Here is a 16,790-nt window from a genome sequence, read left to right as displayed (position 1 = left end):
AGCTATACTTTAATATGTTTAAAAAACAAAACTTGCCTACGCATACTAAATATTTTTTAGTATGCATAGACAGATTTTAATTATTCTGATTACGAACAAACAACTTTTATTTAACTAAAATTGGCTTGCTATTTAAAGTGTCCAGAATTCCATCATGGAATTTATTCACTGAAGACAAAATTCCATTTTCCTTATCATTTAGTAATGAGTCTTTTACCTCATTCAAATAATTGTTGAGATTTTCTCTGAGAATTGGTCTTTCTATTTTAACTGTATGATAATGATCCCAGATATCCCATGCTAAAATTCCTAAACCAGCAAGAGGATTAAGTAGCTCTAAACCTAAAAGTCCAGCAGCAACTTCACCTGTTCCTTCTGTTGCTACCTTTGTTGCAGTTTTAGTTGCTATCTTAGCGACTACTTTAGAAGTTCCTTTACTCACAATTCCTGTAGCAATTTTCTTAGTACCAATAACACTAACAGCTTTCATCATTGCACTGGCAGCTACATAACCTGTACCTCGCGAAAGTGCGCGAACAGAAAGATTTTGCTCTTTGCTGCCTGTATTATATGTTGTACTTCCTAAACCTTCTAGAAATTCTTCCCAAACAGGTTTGGGAATTTGATACTGACTTTGGACTCCTGCTAATTTTTGATTAGCTTCAGATACATATTTATCAATTGCTTCTCTTGTAAAGCGTTCCATTTCAAGTTGCATTGATGATGGTTGCAAAACCTTTTTAGTAAATTCATTTTGGAAATTACCAATTAACTTTTCAGCTTTTTCTTCTTCTGAAGTAGCACTAATATTTACCCAAATAGCTTCTACACCAACACCCCACTGAGTAAAATAATTGTAGTACCAATCGAGAAACGGATGGTCTACACGTTGCATTACCTCATCATGCCATTGTTCCAGATTATTCGATGCAGATGCTCTAGCACTAACTAACGCCTTGCTAAGAGCATTTGCAACATCATCAGACATTTGAGATAGCTTTTGTTCAGGAATAGTAATGGTGACAGTATTTGATTTACGTTTAGAAACATTGCTGATGTGATTGAGCGAAGAATTACCCCATAGTTGAATAATAATTATGAAAACAACACCAATCCAAATGAATTTAGATGCAGATTTAATAAAATCACTATAGGCATGAATACGCTCTGTCTTCTGAGAAAAAGTCCCTTCATCAACAGGCTTGGATGGAGAATTAGGTTTAAATAGGGCAGTAAATAGATTGTTTAAGCTTGATTGTATAGTTTGTAAAAATGAAATTATCTTTTTATACAACTCTCCTTTTTGTCTTTCTTCAATCGTTTGATTATCTTCACCTGATTCAGATACAGGGTTTTGAGTTAATTCTTGTTCTTGATTAGTGTTCATAGTCAATTTAGTTATTTGAAGGATCGATTAATAAAATATGGAGCAGGATCTCAACTATGCAAGGTTTCTCAAATAATCCTTTATCTTCAATTTCAAATCGTTTGAAATAGGGTAAGATTCAATCTCACGTTCTATATCTGATTTAGATTTCCCTCTTGTTCTAAGTTGATCTACGGTAGACTTAAAAATTGCTTCAAATCCATACTCAGCTAATCCTTGTGACATTAGAGCAAGCAAGCCAAGTACAGCAATTCCTCCAAGCATTCCGAATGGCCCACCAAGCACTGCTAAAGCTGCTGTTATTGCAGCTGCTCCAGCCCATCCCGTCACAGCCATAGCCACCAAAAGTACAAGACCAGGCACACCTAATGCCACGATTTTATCAACTAGCTTATCCATAATAGATCGCTAAAATTAATGTAATTTTTGTTGCTTTTATCTCAGTATCCCGCAGTTAAAAGCGAATTATCTCCTAGCTGCTATCAGGGATAATGGTAAAGTTACATCAGGAAATTTAAGACAATCTTCAAAATTTGACTATGGCATCTAGCAATGAACCCTTTATGCAAGCAGAAAACCACTGGGACTTGGAAACCCTTTACTCTGATTTGTCATCAGTGAAAGGTAAGCGTTTGACACCAGTGGAAAAGCGACACTTGCGGGGTTTGCTTTGTGGCTTCAGTCCGGCTGAAATAGCTGAGAAACTTGGTAAAAATGGGAAGGGAGTAGAAACTGACCTCTGTGCAACCATATACAGGTATGTAAAAAGTCTGTTGGATAAGTCTGATGAAAAGTTAGAAAATTGGCGAAATATTTCTGAATGGCTTGATGATGCAGGGTATAAAAATCAGTCGATAAAGGTTCCAGGCTTAGATTTATCACCTGATAAAGCAGTAGTTAATGTAACCAATATAAATATTGAAAATAATCAAATAGTGTTTTTGATTAGTATGAAAATTCCCACTTTTCAAGATTTAGATTCTTTGGAAGATGAATTAAATAATTTAGATAATTATAAAAGCAATTAGTCTTTATCTTATGCTTTAATCAGACCATGCTTATAAGCTTGGAGCTATCTTGTGGAACATCAAAAGCTCTTTGGATTAGTCAAAACCAGCCGTAAGTGCTACCCTTGAGATTAACGCTTACACCCAACAAATTTGGGCTTTATCTTCTGAAGTTGACACCAATAAATAATACTATGCCCCTAGCAAGGTATTTATATCATTATTAACGTGAAACGGTATTACAGAAAAGTTAAAAACCGTCCCCGATTAGAAGGAACGGTTAAGACAGTTTGTTGATGAACTAATTCAAGAGGTGGACAAACTTCCAATTTATGCGTTGGTTTGTCCAGAAATTAAGTTACAGTTCCAAACCCTGTCACACCGAAACCGGTTCTTCAATATTTACCACCACAGTTTGTAGTTCCTTCGCTTTCTCCTCCGGTAAAGCATCATTGGCAAACATTCCTGCTGCAAGTTCGGTTCCCGCCAGATACTTTAGCCTTTCGCTTGTGCGATATGGTGGAAAAAACTCGGCGTGTAAATGCGCTTCGGGATGAGCTAAACCGTCAGTTGGTGCTTGGAACCAAGCCATCAAGTAAGGAAACGGGCGATTCCACAAACCGTCATACTTGAGAGTGACAGTTTTTAACGCTTTGGCAAGTCCCCAACGTTGTTGTGGAGTCAAATCTATAAAAGTGCTAACTGGCTCTTTTGGTGCAAGCCAGACTTCATAGGGGTAACGAGCGCAGACTGGGACAAAGGCGATCGCATACTCATCTTGATAAATAATCCGTTGATTGTCTGCAATTTCCTTCTGAATCAAGTCTTGCAGTAAACCCCGTTGATGTTCTTGATAATACTCCTGCTGCATTGACAGCATTCGCGCCGGAACAGGCGGTATAAAAGGATAGGCGTAAATTTGCCCGTGGGGATGGTGCAATGTTACACCCACCTCTACCCCTTTATTTTCAAAGGGCAGCACGTACTGAATTTCAGGATTTAGTCCTAGTTCGCGGGTGCGATCGCCCCAGACTTCTAACAGCAAATCTAGATGATCCAACTGTAAGGAACTCAGAGAAGCGCGGGCATCTTGAGTAAAAACCACTACCTCGCAAGCTCCATTAGCTGGCAACGTTTCCACGATGGTATCAGGTGGATTGTTGGCTGCCAGACTCATTGAGGGAAAGCGGTTATCGAACACTGCCACATCATACTTACCTTGGGGTAGTTCCGTTGGGAACTCAGGGTTGGTGGTAGGTGCGAGGGGATTATATTCTGGGGGCGGCATGAATGTCCGCCCTTGACGGTGACTAGCATAAGCTACCCATTCCCCCCGCAAGGGGTGCCAGCGCAAGTGAGGATTAGCTTGCACTGGCTCATTACTAGGGCTAGTGGCTTCTAACTGACTAGTAATTGGGTAGCGACTGTATAACTTTAGTTTGCGTCCGTCGGGCTTTAACAGCTTGTGGGAGTACATAAACCTTGTCCTGAGAGGGTTGCTGCGCGGATTGCCTCAATGGGAAATTTCGGAGTGCGATCGCCATACAATAAACCGTTAGCTTCTTGGAAGGTATCTGTTAATTGTGTGTAACAGAATCCGCTAAATAGCTCAATGTCATTAACGGTTTCCAGCAGAGCCGCGTATTTCATTTGTAATTCGGAGATATTTGAGCAGTTTTCATATCCCCAAGCTTGCTCTGCATTAGGTTGATCGAGAGGGGCATAGGCGATGCCACCAAACTCGGTCAACATTACTGGTTGTCCTTGATGAGGATAGTTATCCAGGGTGAGGATACGTCCCCCAGGACGGCTACGCTCAAATAAATCTGATATCTGAATATCTGGTCTGTAACGATGGGCTAATCGCTCTGGGTGGCGTTCATAGTCGTGAATAGCAAGGATGTCGGTATCTGTACTTTCCCAACCATCGTTACCAATTACTGGGCGAGTCGGATCGAGAGTCTTAGTCAGATGATACATTGCCAACACGTAGTTACGATGAGCCGCCGTCTCAGTCAAATTTGGGACTCCCCAAGATTCATTAAACGGTACCCACGCCACAATACAAGGATGGCTAACATCTCGCTTGATGATTTCCGTCCATTCACGGGTCATCCGTTCCACGGCTTTCGGCGTGAAGCGGTAAGCGCTAGGCATCTCCTCCCATACTAACAACCCCAAAACGTCTGCCCAATATAAAAAGCGGGGGTCTTCAATTTTTTGGTGTTTGCGTACTCCATTAAAACCCATAGCTTTGACGAGTTCTACATCACGTCGTAATGCTTCGTCACTGGGTGGGGTCATTAATGTCTCAGGCCAATAGCCTTGATCGAGGACTAGCCGCAGATAGTAGGGGCGACCATTGAGCATAAAGCGATCGCGCTGGACGCTGACAGTCCGCATCGCTGTGTAAGATTGCACTTCATCTAACAGACGATCTTTATCCCATAGCTGAATTTGGGCATCTATCAGCGTTGGCTTTTCTGGACTCCACAGCAATTCATTGCGACAGTCATCAATACCCGGATCGCTCAGAACAATGCGGCGGCAAATTTCCCCATTGAATACTTCATAGGTATCGCTTGCTAAGACGCGATCGCCAGCAGTGAGTTTAATTTTAATTTGGACACCTGAAGTAGGTAAATTACCAGCCAGCCCAATTTCAAACCCAATTTCCCACCGTTCGCAGTCGGGAATCCAACGAAGATTACCGATATAAGTCTCACCTACGCGCTCTAGCCAAACTGTCTGCCAAATACCACTCGTGCGAGGATACCAAATACTATGAGGTTTCAATTGCCAATCCTGTTTACCACGAGGTTTGGCGAGGTCGTGCGGATCGTCTTGCGCCCACACTGTTACCTTGGTTGTACCAGTGTCATTTAAGGCATGGGTAATATCGAGACTGAAAGAGGTGTGTCCGCCTTCATGCTCGGCTATGTATTTATCGTTTACCCACACACGAGCGCGATAGTCTACAGCGCCAAAGTGTAAGACTAATCTGCCGTCCCCTGGTGGCGTTTCAAATTCCCGCTCGTACCAGCAGTTTGGATGAAACCCGCGATCGTTAATCCCACTTTTGGTAGATTCGGGCGCATAAGGAACTTCTATATGATGACACCATTCGCTAAAATCGCTGGGTTCGACACATTTTCCCCGATCGTCAAATGCAAATTTCCACAGCCCATTTAAAGATTGCCACTGCGATCGCTTTAACAATGGTCGTGGGTGTGCTGCTGTTAAGTCCACAAAATTACTATCTGTTTTAGAGGTCAATTTAACCTCAGGATTCTCTAAATCTAACAATTTCATCAAATTTCCTCCTATCCATAACTCAATCAACCCCTGCTATAGACTAAATCCAGACCCCAATATTGGGTTTCCAGATATAGCAAGAGTTTTGACCCGATCGTTCATCAATCGGTTCGAGCTAGTAGCATTATATTTTTTCGTAGCCAATACTGATACCTTCCCCACTTACGTGATGAAGTATAACAATAAATTTATATACCCCTAGCTCGTGACATTATGGCATATACATTATCAATCTTTGCCAGGTTATCTAAAAAAAAAGCATTATATTTAGGTGCCTAATAACTATCATAAATCTGCCACACGAGAAAGTGGTTGTCATGAAAATTTTATTTATATCAATTGTTTAAGTAAATTTTTTAAAATCATTTATTAGTCAATAAGCATTAGCAAACAAAAGAGAAATAATTAAAATCAGGTTATATAAGAGAATAACGGAACCATTCATTGAATATTGCTAAATAGAGAGCATTTTTGTCTGCAACCACGCCAGCCACAAAACAAGAAAATTTGGTGTTCTTGTCCTAAACCCCTGTTCCCTTTGGTAACAGCAGGAAACAGTGTTTCGACTTTCTTCTCTACGGGACGCTTTGCGTAGCTTGCTACCCCCAAGGGGTACGACTATACTACTTTGACTACGCAGTAGTTGAATCTCGACTTACTTCGACTACGCTCAGTACAAGTCGCTCGATTACCGCGCAGCGATGCACTGAGCGCAGTCGAAGTGTCGAAACTCAGTACAAGTTGCTCGATTACCGCGCAGCGATGCACTGAGCGCAGTCGAAGTGTCGAAACTCAGTACAAGTCAGGGCAAGTCGCTCAACAACTGGGTAGTTTTCCTCCAGCAAGAACTATGGCAATTTTTACACCTGCTAAAATGCTGGCATTCGGTGCTGCCCACAAAATATGCCATGCTTCGTTTTGCCGTTCGGCTCACGATAAAGGCGTTGAGCAGTCTCGTCAGAGAAGGTGAATCGCCAGCCGGCTCGAAGCACTAATGAACTTCTTAAACCGCAAACGATGTAAATCACCAGATTGAGGTACCAAGACCAGCAACAATAATAGTTGTGGTAACAGGATGCTTCTGTGCCTTCACGTAGAGGCTGCCCGATCGAATCCAGCCTTGGTGAGTTCCCCGCTCATGCATACCGTAGCCAGCCCGATAGAACGATCGGTAGTTAATTTGAGCGGATACCAGTTCATCTAGCTTGCTGCATTGCTGGTTGGGCATTAAGGATTTCCGCTTCCACCCGATGCGCCCAACACTTGCCCAGTAGCATAGCTCGACTCTTGCGAGGCAAGCAGCACGTAAATAGGGGCAAGCTCCGCAGGCTGTCCGGGACGTCCCATCGGTGAGTCACTGCCGAACTTTTCGATTTTACTCTGCGGTTGACCGCCGCTAACCTGGAGCGGTGTCCAGTAAGGCCCAGGCGCGATCGCATTCACACGGATACCCTTTTTCGCAAGCTGCTTTGCCAGTGACTTGGTAAAGGCGACAATCGCCGACTTAGTTTGGGAATAGTCGAGCAGGTTCTCGCTAGGGTCATAGGCTTGGACTGAGGAAGTATTGATAATGCTTGCACCGGGACTGAGGTGCGGCACAGCAGCTTTAGTAAGCCAAAACATCGCGTAGACGTTCGTCTTGAACGTTGAGTCGAACTGTTCGGTTGTGAGATCGAGAATCGAGTCAACAGATTGTTGTCTACCAGCATTGTTAACCAGAATGTCGAGTCCGCCGAGTTCGCGCACGGCGGATTCGACGAGTTGATTGCAGAAGTTTTCGTTGCGAATATCGCCGGGAATCGCCACCGCCTTGCGTCCTGCCGATCGAATCAGTTGAATTACCTCGCGGGCATCTGGCTCCTCGACCGGCAGATAGTTGATCGCAACATCAGCACCTTCACGCGCAAAGGCGATCGCAGCTGCCCGACCAATACCGGAATCGCCGCCTGTCACCAGCGCCTTGCGTCCTACTAGCCGTCCAGAACCCTGATAACTTGTCTCACCGTGATCGGGTCGCGGAATCATTTTGCTGGCAAGACCAGGTGGCTCCTGCGGTTGTTGCGAAAAAGGCGGACTCGGATATTGCTTAACTGGGTTCTGCTTGACAGACTGGTTGGGTGTTTCCTGGTTGGGTGTCACTTTTTGATTTGCTGGGGTAGATGTTTGTTGTGCGAAGACTGGTACCGTTTGCGCTGCGACAACGCCAATAGATAGGCCGCCGAGAACTTGACGACGTGAGGCTTTTTTGAAGATATTTTTTTGTTGCATACTGAGTTTCTTGACTTGAATTTCGCCCCACTGAATTGATTTGAAAGCAGGTTCTCGCCAAATCCGCAAATGCCAGGGCAGGTTTAGCCAAAGCATCTGCAATGAGACTGATAGAAATTGGCATCAAAGCAAAGTGCTATGGAAGAACGGGCTGACCGCCAGTAACGGGAATCACCGCACCTGAAACATAACTGGCTTCGGAAGAAGCTAGCAGCACGTATACTGGTGCAAGCTCGGCTGGCTGTGCGGGGCGATTCATTGGGTACTCCTGCCCGAACTGTGTCACCTGTTCGTTTGGCATGGTTGCCGGGATTAACGGTGTCCACACTGGGCCTGGCGCGACAGCGTTAACTCGGATGCCCTTTTCGGCTAGTAACTGCGCCAACCCACCAGTGAAGTTGACGATCGCTGCCTTGGTTGCCGAATACGCCAGTAGCTTCGGCTTCGGTTCAGCTGCATTGATGGAGGCAGTATTGATGATGGCGCTACCTGGCTGCATATACGGCACTGCGGCTTTGCACAGGTAGAACATCGCGTAGATGTTGGTTTTGAAAGTGCGATCGAACTCCTCTGACGAAATCTCATCAAGGCTTTTTCGCGTCATCTGGAAAGCGGCATTGTTAACGAGGATATCGATTTTGCCGAACTCACTTTGCGCCCGTTCAATAATCTGTTGACATTGCGCTTCTTCCTGGATATCACCTGCAACAGCGATGCACTTACGCCCCTCTTTTTCGACGATGCGAACGGTTTCTTCTGCATCCGGTTCTTCGTTTAAATAAGCAATTAGCACATCAGCACCTTCGCGGGCGAAGGCAAGCGCGACTGCCCGCCCGATGCCAGAATCGCCACCCGTGATAATAGCCGCTTTCCCTTGCAGTTTTCCAGAACCAGAATAAGAATTTTCGCCATAATCTGGCTTCGGGTTCATCTGTGACTCTAGTCCTGGCACATCTTGCTGTTGTTCAGGAAACGGCGGCTTTGGTTGTTCTTGTAGGTTCTGTGAAATCATTAACTCTCCTTTCTACTAGCTGGGTTTGAAGTAAAAAACTAAATTAAAAAGCTAAATAAAGTAAGACTGCTTTTGTTCAAGCGCCTAATGCAGCATCTGCTGTAGTGATTATCCTTTTGTTGTTTGATTCTTTGTTCTTGATAGTTACCAAGTAACTGTATATTACTTAACCGAACTTCTACCTGTAGGCTGAGATTAATTCTGAGTGATTGTGTGTTTAAAAACACAAATCTTATATTTAAATAAATTGAAGGTTATCTTCAAGCAAGCAAATTAGATTAATGCTTAGTAATATTCAATCGGCTTTTCCACCTTTAGATATAGGATAAAAAAGAATAAATGGTATAACAAATTTTAAATCTATCGATACTATAAATTTTTACTATTTACTCTGTAAACTGTTGTGGCTATTTCTTCAAAAGCTGTTTTTTAAAGTTTTTTTGGATTTTGAATTGCATTTGTAAGTAATTTAGTTCTTCTGGAACTACGATTCAAATTAACTATTTGGATTGAGATTTTAATATTAGATATATTGTTAACTAAAGATAAGTAAGTCGGTGCAATAAAACCAAACTGTGTCAAAAAAAGTAAATAAGGCTCAGACTCTTTCTCCCCCTGCCCCCTGCCTTAGCCCAACAATAATTATTTACGCCGATCCACTTATGTGGGCTTTAGCGATCGCTAGTCATGTAGCTTGTAGATAACCACTGCACAGATAGCGTCTACCCCTGCCATGCAAAACACCTGATTATCCTTATTTCATCACAAGGTACAGCCAGAATCTCTCCACCTCGTTGTTCTAGTTCAGTAGGCGATCGCTCCAATTCTTGCAGATCGCGGGCGCAAATCGCCAAACGCGCTCCTGCTTGAATCAAATGGGGTGCCATAACTAGCCCTAGCCCCCGCGAACCACCTGTAATTAGTACAGTTTTACGGTTAATCATAAGAAGCCTCTGAGTTATCAGAGGCTTTTTGTATCAATAGCCTTCTTGGCATTTGTCGGGAAAAGGAGAAGGGGGAAGGTGGGGTCCTCTCTGGGGATAAGGGGCGGGGGAAAAGGCTCTGTATTGCCCCTTTCCCCTTTAACCTTTACCCTTTTCCCCCTCTTGCAAAAAGCACAAATACCAAGAGGTCTAATGACAACAAGGCTTGTAGTCCTACCATCGCCTTGATACAAGCTTTCGCCTAATTCTTCACACATCTATTATTTGATCGAACTCATTCTCGATTACGCCAATGGTGAGTCATAAGACTTTTTATGACTAAATAATACAAAGCACTGGGAATTTACTTTCACAAACACCTAACTATAGAAGTCTTTTTCATGCTGTGCTTATTGAAAAAACAGTTTAATTTAGATTCATGGTTAAACAACAAGTTCTGAACACAGCAAGCACACAACCAAACAGCTAAGACTCTATTGAAAATAATAAATAATTTTTATTTTCATCAAATTCTAAGCCACTAAATTCCAGTAAATATCGATTTAAATCGAAAATTTACATCTGTGCAAACCATAACTGAATCTGAACGAACTTGACCGCATTACAATCAACATCTAAAGGACAAAAAAAATGGCACTTTTCAATCTTGGTACACTCGGTAGCACACCTGTTGTTAAGAATAACTTTGATTTAACTACATCCGATCCTACAGATGTCTTTAAATTCCAAATCACCAGTGGCAAAAATATCAACCTTTCTCTGACAGATATTAGCGCTGGCGATGATGCTGACATCAGGCTGTTTCGAGATGCGAACAATAACGGCGTACTAGACGACTTAGACCGAAAAGTTGGACTTGTTTCCAATCACGGAAGCAACCAAGATGAGGCGATTAACTTTAAAACTAGCTCAGGTACTTTTTTTGCGGAAGTATCTCGCTTTGCTCCAGGTAGTTCAGGAAATGTCAGTTACGATTTAGCCTTGTCTGCAACTGAACCTGCTGGAACTTTTCCGATTTCAGCTAGTTCTAGCAACCTTCTTCCTAAAGAATTTGTACTTGGTCACTTGTCAGGTAATACCACTCGTACAGGTAACGTCAATAATCAGAACACTACTGATGTTTACAGCTTCTCTTTGGGATTTCGTGAGAAAGTCGACATCAGATTGGAAGGATTAAGCAGCGATGCTGATATCCGGCTGATTCAAGACTCTAACAACAATCGCATCGTCGATGCAGGCGAAGTAATTGCCAGTTCTAATAATGGAGGTATTACTTCAGAACTGATTTCCAACATTACTGTACGTGGTGACTATTTCTTGCAGGTAACTGAATTCACTGGCAACACTAACTACAATGTGTCTTTTAGCCAGTTCTCTGTCCCTGCTTAAGTTTAGGCATTAGCAGTGGTAAGTAGTGCTTGAAAGCATTGTACGGCAATGCTTTCAAGAGTATGCAAATGATGCAAGCGGTACAAATTTATACCTTAACTTTACCGCTTCATTGCATAAATTATAGCTGCATCAATCAAATATTTCAACAAAATTGATGTTAAAGATTTTTTAAGCTTCAATCGGGGAAGGGATTTAAGCACAGATGTATGTCTGTGGGGTTCTATCGTCGGTTCGGTTGATGAAGTGAAGTGTAACAAATGAGGAGTGAAAACTCATAAATTAGCGATCGCTTAAAGACTACCAGAAACATCCAGTTAAGTATAAGCAGCCTCTGAGCGATTAGAGGCTTTTTGTCTTAATTACAACAAGGCTTGTGGTGCTAGCATCGCTTGATACAAGCTTTCGCCTACTTCTTCACACATCTCTTATTTCATCAGACTCATTTTTAATTACGCCAATGGTGAGTCATAAGACTTTTTATGACTAAACAATACAAAGCACTTGGAATTTACTTTCAAACACCTAACTATATAAGTCTTTTTCATGCTGTGTTTATTAAAGAAACAGTTTAATTTAGATTCATGGTTAAACAACAGGTTTTCAACACGGCAAGCACAAAACCAAACAGCTAATGCTCTATTGAAAATAATAAATTTTATTTATTTTCATCAAACTCTAAGCGACCAAATTCCAGTAAATGTAACTTCCAATAGAAAGTTTACATCTGTGCAAACCACAACTTACCTGAATTTGACCAAATCACAATCAGCACTTAAAGGACAAAAAAATGGCACTTTCCAATCTTGGTACAATAGGCACTACTCCTGTTGTTAGAAACAACTTAACTTTAACTACATCCGATCCTACTGATGTCTTTCAGTTTCGACTCGGCAGTACCAAAAACATCAATCTGACTGTGACAGATATCAGTGTTGGCGATCCCGAACTGTTACTTTTTCGAGACAATGGTAACGGGATTTTTGATGCTAATGATCAACCAGTTGATTTGTCCACTAGGTCTTCTAATAGAGATGAATCTATCAATAATCAGGAAAATACAGGGACTTATTTTGCCCAAGTCATTCGCGGTGCTGCTAGTTCAGGAACTATAAGTTATGATTTTGCCGTGTCTGCGACTACACCCAACTCGACAAGCGATTTGAGCAATCTTCTGCCTAAAGAGGTTGAACTTGGCAACTTGTCAGCTGATGTTAATCAATTTGGTTCTGTAAGCGACTTTGACACAGCAGATGTTTACCAATTCTCTCTAGGATCGTTTGAGGGTGTCAACATTACATTGAGTGGACTCACAAGTGATGCTGACATCAGACTGATTCAAGACTTTAACAACAATCGCATTGTTGATGCAAATGAGGTAGTTGCAAGCTCTACTAGGGGTGGTACTACGTCGGATGTAATCTCTAATATTACTTCATCTGGTAACTACTTCTTGCAGGTCAATCAATTTAGTGGCAATACTAGCTTCAACTTGACTTTTGACCATTTCACTACTACCTTTGCTTAAGTTTAGGCATTAATGAGTGGTAATTGAAACCATTGCCATACAATGCTTTCAAGAGTATGCAAATGATGCAAGCGGTACAAATCTATACCTGAATACCGCTTGCATTTCTCAATTTATCTCTGCATGGCTTAAATATTTGCATAAATATTATGAATAAAACATTACAACTAGGCGATGTCTACGATGGGCGTAGCGGCAGCGCCCTCTTACCGCCAGAAATTATTCCCTTTTTAGCAAGTTACAATCTAATTCCGCAATTGTTATCTCAGAGCATTATTGAATTAGCGATCGCACCAATTACCTGCACACATGCCGAAACAACTCAGGCTCTAGAGCAATTTTATCAGAATTGGGATTTAAACAGCGAAGAAAAAATCCAAGATTGGTGTTTGCGTTACAGTTTAACTCAAGAACAATTAGAACTTTTCGCCACCCGGAAGCTGAGAGTAGAAAAGTTCAAGCAAATAACTTGGGGACATCAACTAGAATCTTACTTTCTCAAATACAAAAGACATTTCGATCGAGTCATTTATTCTTTAATTCGGACTAATAGTAGAGGAACTGCTAACGAGCTATTCTTCCGAATTACAGAAGGAGAACAATCATTCTCGGAACTAGCTCGTGAATATTCTCAAGGTCCAGAAGCTGATACAAATGGCATCATCGGCCCAGTAGAACTTGGTACGATCGCTCCCAATTTTGCTCAGTTACTTTGCACAAGTCAAGTAGGTATAATTCAACCACCCGTACCCTTTGGAGACTCATGGATAATTATACGCGTGGAAAAGTTTATAAGTGCCCAGTTGGACGATTTTATGCGCCAACGATTGCTGCAAGAGAATTTTGAAGCTTGGTTTCAACAGCAACTAAGTCAACTATCACCAGAAGAAAAAGCCTGGATGGGAATCATACCAATTCAAAATTCAAAATTCAAAATTAAGAATGCAAATTAGGAAAAATTATTAAAATAGGGTGCAAGATGATGACAAATACAACCGTTGATATTCAAGAATATATTGCCGATTTATTTCCTTTCAATTATCTGCCACCAAATGTTTTAGAAAATTTGCTCGACAAGGTGCAATTTTGTCGTTATCGCATCGGGCAGGTAATAGTAACCAGGGAAGCTATGCCCAATTGGATTAGCATTATCTACCAAGGGCAAGCGCGTTTATTAACCTGCAATTCCCAAGGACAAAATCCGGCGACACTGAAGTTACTCTCACCAGGAGAGGTTTTGGGTTGGGTAAGTCATGTACGGGGTATTGCTTGTGAAACTGCGATCGCTTCTACTGAAGTTATCGCTATTAATCTACCTATTGCTGGTTTTCTAACTTTACTCAAGCAGGAACAGCCTTTTGTTCACGCCTTGCAAAATGAGATTACTCTCTTAGAAGTGCATGAACTGCTTACCGAAGAACTCAGCCGTCGCGCAGACGGGAGCAGGAATTTAGTTAAACTTGCCCAAGCTGCAACTGAAGTTGCGATTATCCAAACAATTCCTGCACGCAAAGTTTTCCGCCAGCAGTTAGATTCAGAATTTTTGTGGTTAGTCAGCAGTAATTTTGATGCTGAGTTCCCTGTGGGGAGTCGCTTAGAGTTGGATGAACTTAACCCCAAACTGAAATTTAATACAAATATGCGTTTGGTGGGATTGCCCAAATCAATATTTAGAGAAAATCTCGCATCTCCTACACCAAAAACACTCTTACCCGCAGAGATTCCCTACGCCTCAGAAATTACTGTCACCGAAGCACCAGCAGCTAAAGGTAAACAAAAGAAGTTTCCTTATATCAAAGGTAGAGGACCGCTGGATGCAACACTAGCTTGCTTCCAGATGTTGAGCCAATACTTTAACATTTCCTGGCGCAGAGATACATTACAACGGGTGTTGACCAAGCAGCACGAACAGAAAGGCGTTATATCTCTGCAATTTTGCGCTGCTGCTGCTGAGTTGATGGGGTTGACAACACAGATGGTAAAAGTTCCCGCTACCGCAGTCGGACGCTTGCAACTACCAGTAATGATTTCTTGGCAAGATAGTTTTGCAATTATTTACAAAAATAGCGATCGAGAATTACTCATTGCCGTTCCAGAGATGGGACTACTACGCTACAAATTACGAGACTTTGCGGAAAACTGGGGGACTGAAGGAGAAGTCCTGCTACTGCAAACCACCAAAAATACTCCCAAGGCGCGGTTTAGTTTGAGTTGGTTTGTACCTTCGCTGCGGCGCTATCGTAAAGTATTAATTGAAGTACTAATCGCTTCCATTGTTATCCAACTGTTTGGACTGGTAAATCCCCTTGCCACACAGGTGATTATTGATAAAGTATTGGTTGGCAATAGTCCCGATACCCTGGAAGTTTTTGGCATCTTTTTGCTAGTAGTAGCAGTTATCGAAGCAGTACTCACCAGTATCCGCACTCATTTATTTACAGATACTACTAACCGAATTGACCTCGCCCTTGGTTCTGAGGTGATTAATCACCTGTTGCGTCTGCCATTATCTTACTTTGAACGCCGTCCCGTGGGGGAATTGGCAACGCGAATTCACGAACTGGAAAACATCCGCTCTTTCTTAACTGGTACAGCTTTAACTGTGGTGATGGATGCTGTATTTTCAGTGGTCTACATTGTAGTGATGGCGATTTACAGCCCAGTGTTGACATTAGTTGCTTTGGCAACAGTACCGTTGTTTGGCTTGCTCAACTTGATGGTATCACCTGTGATGCGACGACAACTGCAAGAAAAAGCTGAGTGCAATGCCGAAACGCAATCTTATTTAGTGGAAGTGATGGGGGGAATGCAGACAGTCAAGGCGCAAAATTTAGAAATGCGATCGCGTTGGCAATGGCAACAACGCTATGCTCGTTACATCAGCGCAGGTTTCAAAACAGTCTCTACCCAAACTACTGCCGGTTCTGTTAGCAGTTTTCTCAACAAGTTTTCTAGTATGTTAGTGCTGTGGGTGGGAGCTTTTTTAGTTCTCAATCAGCATCTAACCTTGGGACAACTCATCGCTTTCCGCATCCTGGCTGGTTATGTCACCAGTCCCTTGTTACGCCTAATGCAACTTTGGCAGAACTTCCAAGAAACCGCTTTATCTCTGCAACGCCTTGCTGATATTTTAGATACTCCCCAAGAAGTAGAAATCGGTAACTGTCAAAATATCCTGATGCCCAGCGTTCAAGGTAGTGTCCGCTTTGAAAATCTCAGCTTCAGTTTCTCGGAACACGGGCCATTGCAACTATGCAATATTAACTTAGACTTTCCTGCTGGCTCCTTTGTGGGAATTGTTGGGCAAAGCGGTTCCGGTAAAAGCACACTGCTAAAATTATTACCCCGACTTTACGAACCCAAATCCGGCAAAATCTTGATTGATGACTATGATATCAGCAAAGTAGAACTTTATTCCTTACGTCGTCAAATTGGTATGGTGTTACAAGATACCCTATTGTTTGATGGCACCATCCGCGAAAACATTGCCTTGGGATATCCTGATGCTAGCGATGAAGAAATTATTACCGCCGCCAAGGTAGCTTATGCCCATGACTTTATTATGTCTTTGCCCAGTGGTTATAACACCCGTGTGGGCGAACGAGGTTCGGGACTTTCTGGAGGACAACGCCAACGAGTAGCGATCGCTCGTACTGTCTTGCAAAACCCGCAATTACTGATTCTGGATGAAGCTACCAGCGCCTTAGATTACAATGCCGAAGCCCAAATTTGCCGTAACTTAGCGTCAGCTTTTCAAGATAAAACAGTGTTTTTCATTACTCACCGCCTCAGCACAATCCGCAATGCCGATATTATTCTGATGATGGATAGAGGTGCTGTGGTAGAACAGGGAACTCATGAAGAATTAATGGCGCTCAAAGGTTATTACTACTGTCTTTATCAGCAACAGGAAGCGAAAGTTTAGTCATTTGTTATTTGT

The 16,790-nt window shown here is 42.3% G+C and carries 14 protein-coding genes; 6 read left to right on the top strand and 8 right to left on the bottom strand.

Going from position 1 to position 16,790, the window contains the following annotated elements:
* Positions 1-106: 106 nt before the first annotated feature.
* Together NSTC731_RS31070 and NSTC731_RS31065 are read right to left on the bottom strand one after the other, a co-directional pair.
* Positions 107-1,387 (bottom strand): hypothetical protein, encoded by a 1,281-nt coding sequence (locus NSTC731_RS31070; protein WP_445628312.1) that lies wholly within the window; start codon positions 1,385-1,387, stop codon positions 107-109.
* Positions 1,388-1,441: 54 nt separating this feature from the next.
* Positions 1,442-1,786 carry a hypothetical protein gene (locus tag NSTC731_RS31065; RefSeq protein ID WP_445628311.1) on the bottom strand — a complete coding sequence of 115 codons (345 nt, stop codon included), beginning with the start codon at positions 1,784-1,786 and terminating at the stop codon, positions 1,442-1,444.
* A gap of 140 nt (positions 1,787-1,926) precedes the next feature.
* Here NSTC731_RS31065 and NSTC731_RS31060 point away from each other — a divergent pair, with 140 nt between their 5' ends.
* On the top strand, positions 1,927-2,415 hold the full coding sequence (locus NSTC731_RS31060; protein ID WP_445628310.1) for a helix-turn-helix transcriptional regulator: 489 nt from the start codon (positions 1,927-1,929) through the stop codon (positions 2,413-2,415).
* Between the two features lie 355 nt (positions 2,416-2,770).
* Here the strand turns inward: NSTC731_RS31060 and galT are convergent, their stop codons facing one another.
* Together galT and NSTC731_RS31050 are read right to left on the bottom strand one after the other, a co-directional pair.
* On the bottom strand, positions 2,771-3,871 hold the full coding sequence (galT, locus tag NSTC731_RS31055) for a galactose-1-phosphate uridylyltransferase (protein WP_445628309.1): 1,101 nt from the start codon (positions 3,869-3,871) through the stop codon (positions 2,771-2,773).
* Positions 3,850-5,706 (bottom strand): glycoside hydrolase family 2 protein, encoded by a 1,857-nt coding sequence (locus tag NSTC731_RS31050; RefSeq protein ID WP_445628308.1) that lies wholly within the window; start codon positions 5,704-5,706, stop codon positions 3,850-3,852. The genes galT and NSTC731_RS31050 overlap by 22 nt, the downstream gene beginning before the upstream one ends.
* A 724-nt stretch (positions 5,707-6,430) precedes the next feature.
* Between NSTC731_RS31050 and NSTC731_RS31045 the strand changes: the two genes are divergently transcribed.
* Positions 6,431-6,679, top strand: a complete 249-nt coding sequence (locus NSTC731_RS31045) for a hypothetical protein (protein ID WP_445628307.1) — start codon at positions 6,431-6,433, stop codon at positions 6,677-6,679.
* 54 nt (positions 6,680-6,733) lie between these two features.
* On the opposite strand, the gene NSTC731_RS31040 is transcribed toward NSTC731_RS31045, so the two are convergent.
* The 4 genes from NSTC731_RS31040 to NSTC731_RS31025 form a co-directional block, all read right to left on the bottom strand.
* On the bottom strand, positions 6,734-6,937 hold the full coding sequence (locus NSTC731_RS31040; RefSeq protein ID WP_445628306.1) for a hypothetical protein: 204 nt from the start codon (positions 6,935-6,937) through the stop codon (positions 6,734-6,736).
* Positions 6,937-7,977 carry an SDR family oxidoreductase gene (locus NSTC731_RS31035; RefSeq protein ID WP_445628305.1) on the bottom strand — a complete coding sequence of 347 codons (1,041 nt, stop codon included), beginning with the start codon at positions 7,975-7,977 and terminating at the stop codon, positions 6,937-6,939. Before NSTC731_RS31035 ends, NSTC731_RS31040 begins: the two co-directional genes overlap by 1 nt.
* 136 nt (positions 7,978-8,113) lie before the next feature.
* Positions 8,114-8,989, bottom strand: coding sequence for an SDR family oxidoreductase (locus NSTC731_RS31030; RefSeq protein ID WP_445628304.1), 876 nt, complete (start codon positions 8,987-8,989; stop codon positions 8,114-8,116).
* A 722-nt stretch (positions 8,990-9,711) separates the two neighbouring features.
* Positions 9,712-9,933: an SDR family NAD(P)-dependent oxidoreductase gene (locus NSTC731_RS31025; RefSeq protein WP_445628303.1), complete on the bottom strand. Its 222-nt coding sequence runs from the start codon at positions 9,931-9,933 to the stop codon at positions 9,712-9,714.
* Positions 9,934-10,563: 630 nt separating this feature from the next.
* On the opposite strand from NSTC731_RS31025, the gene NSTC731_RS31020 reads away from it, so the two are divergent.
* The 4 genes from NSTC731_RS31020 to NSTC731_RS31005 all read left to right on the top strand — a co-directional run bounded on the left by NSTC731_RS31020 (position 10,564) and on the right by NSTC731_RS31005 (position 16,775).
* Positions 10,564-11,322, top strand: a complete 759-nt coding sequence (locus NSTC731_RS31020) for a PPC domain-containing protein (protein WP_445628302.1) — start codon at positions 10,564-10,566, stop codon at positions 11,320-11,322.
* Between the two features lie 790 nt (positions 11,323-12,112).
* Positions 12,113-12,850 (top strand): PPC domain-containing protein, encoded by a 738-nt coding sequence (locus NSTC731_RS31015; protein ID WP_445628301.1) that lies wholly within the window; start codon positions 12,113-12,115, stop codon positions 12,848-12,850.
* Positions 12,851-12,999: 149 nt separating this feature from the next.
* Positions 13,000-13,803, top strand: a complete 804-nt coding sequence (locus NSTC731_RS31010; RefSeq protein WP_445628300.1) for a peptidylprolyl isomerase — start codon at positions 13,000-13,002, stop codon at positions 13,801-13,803.
* Between the two features lie 26 nt (positions 13,804-13,829).
* Entirely contained in the window at positions 13,830-16,775 is a 2,946-nt protein-coding gene (locus NSTC731_RS31005; protein WP_445628299.1) for a peptidase domain-containing ABC transporter, read from the top strand.
* Positions 16,776-16,790: the final 15 nt, after the last annotated feature.

This window comes from Nostoc sp. DSM 114167 (assembly GCF_052692655.1).
Note: the sequence above shows the minus strand (reverse complement) of the source record. Positions and strands in the feature narration are given on the sequence as shown.

What these genes read in the sequence shown, in the direction of transcription:
- NSTC731_RS31070 (WP_445628312.1), bottom strand. Translation starts at nt 1,387, where the DNA reads ATGAACACTAATCAAGAACAAGAATTAACTCAAAACCCTGTATCTGAA.
- NSTC731_RS31065 (WP_445628311.1), bottom strand. Translation starts at nt 1,786, where the DNA reads ATGGATAAGCTAGTTGATAAAATCGTGGCATTAGGTGTGCCTGGTCTT.
- NSTC731_RS31060 (WP_445628310.1), top strand. Translation starts at nt 1,927, where the DNA reads ATGGCATCTAGCAATGAACCCTTTATGCAAGCAGAAAACCACTGGGAC.
- galT (WP_445628309.1), bottom strand. Translation starts at nt 3,871, where the DNA reads ATGTACTCCCACAAGCTGTTAAAGCCCGACGGACGCAAACTAAAGTTA.
- NSTC731_RS31050 (WP_445628308.1), bottom strand. Translation starts at nt 5,706, where the DNA reads ATGAAATTGTTAGATTTAGAGAATCCTGAGGTTAAATTGACCTCTAAA.
- NSTC731_RS31040 (WP_445628306.1), bottom strand. Translation starts at nt 6,937, where the DNA reads ATGCCCAACCAGCAATGCAGCAAGCTAGATGAACTGGTATCCGCTCAA.
- NSTC731_RS31035 (WP_445628305.1), bottom strand. Translation starts at nt 7,977, where the DNA reads ATGCAACAAAAAAATATCTTCAAAAAAGCCTCACGTCGTCAAGTTCTC.
- NSTC731_RS31030 (WP_445628304.1), bottom strand. Translation starts at nt 8,989, where the DNA reads ATGATTTCACAGAACCTACAAGAACAACCAAAGCCGCCGTTTCCTGAA.
- NSTC731_RS31025 (WP_445628303.1), bottom strand. Translation starts at nt 9,933, where the DNA reads ATGATTAACCGTAAAACTGTACTAATTACAGGTGGTTCGCGGGGGCTA.
- NSTC731_RS31020 (WP_445628302.1), top strand. Translation starts at nt 10,564, where the DNA reads ATGGCACTTTTCAATCTTGGTACACTCGGTAGCACACCTGTTGTTAAG.
- NSTC731_RS31015 (WP_445628301.1), top strand. Translation starts at nt 12,113, where the DNA reads ATGGCACTTTCCAATCTTGGTACAATAGGCACTACTCCTGTTGTTAGA.
- NSTC731_RS31010 (WP_445628300.1), top strand. Translation starts at nt 13,000, where the DNA reads ATGAATAAAACATTACAACTAGGCGATGTCTACGATGGGCGTAGCGGC.
- NSTC731_RS31005 (WP_445628299.1), top strand. Translation starts at nt 13,830, where the DNA reads ATGATGACAAATACAACCGTTGATATTCAAGAATATATTGCCGATTTA.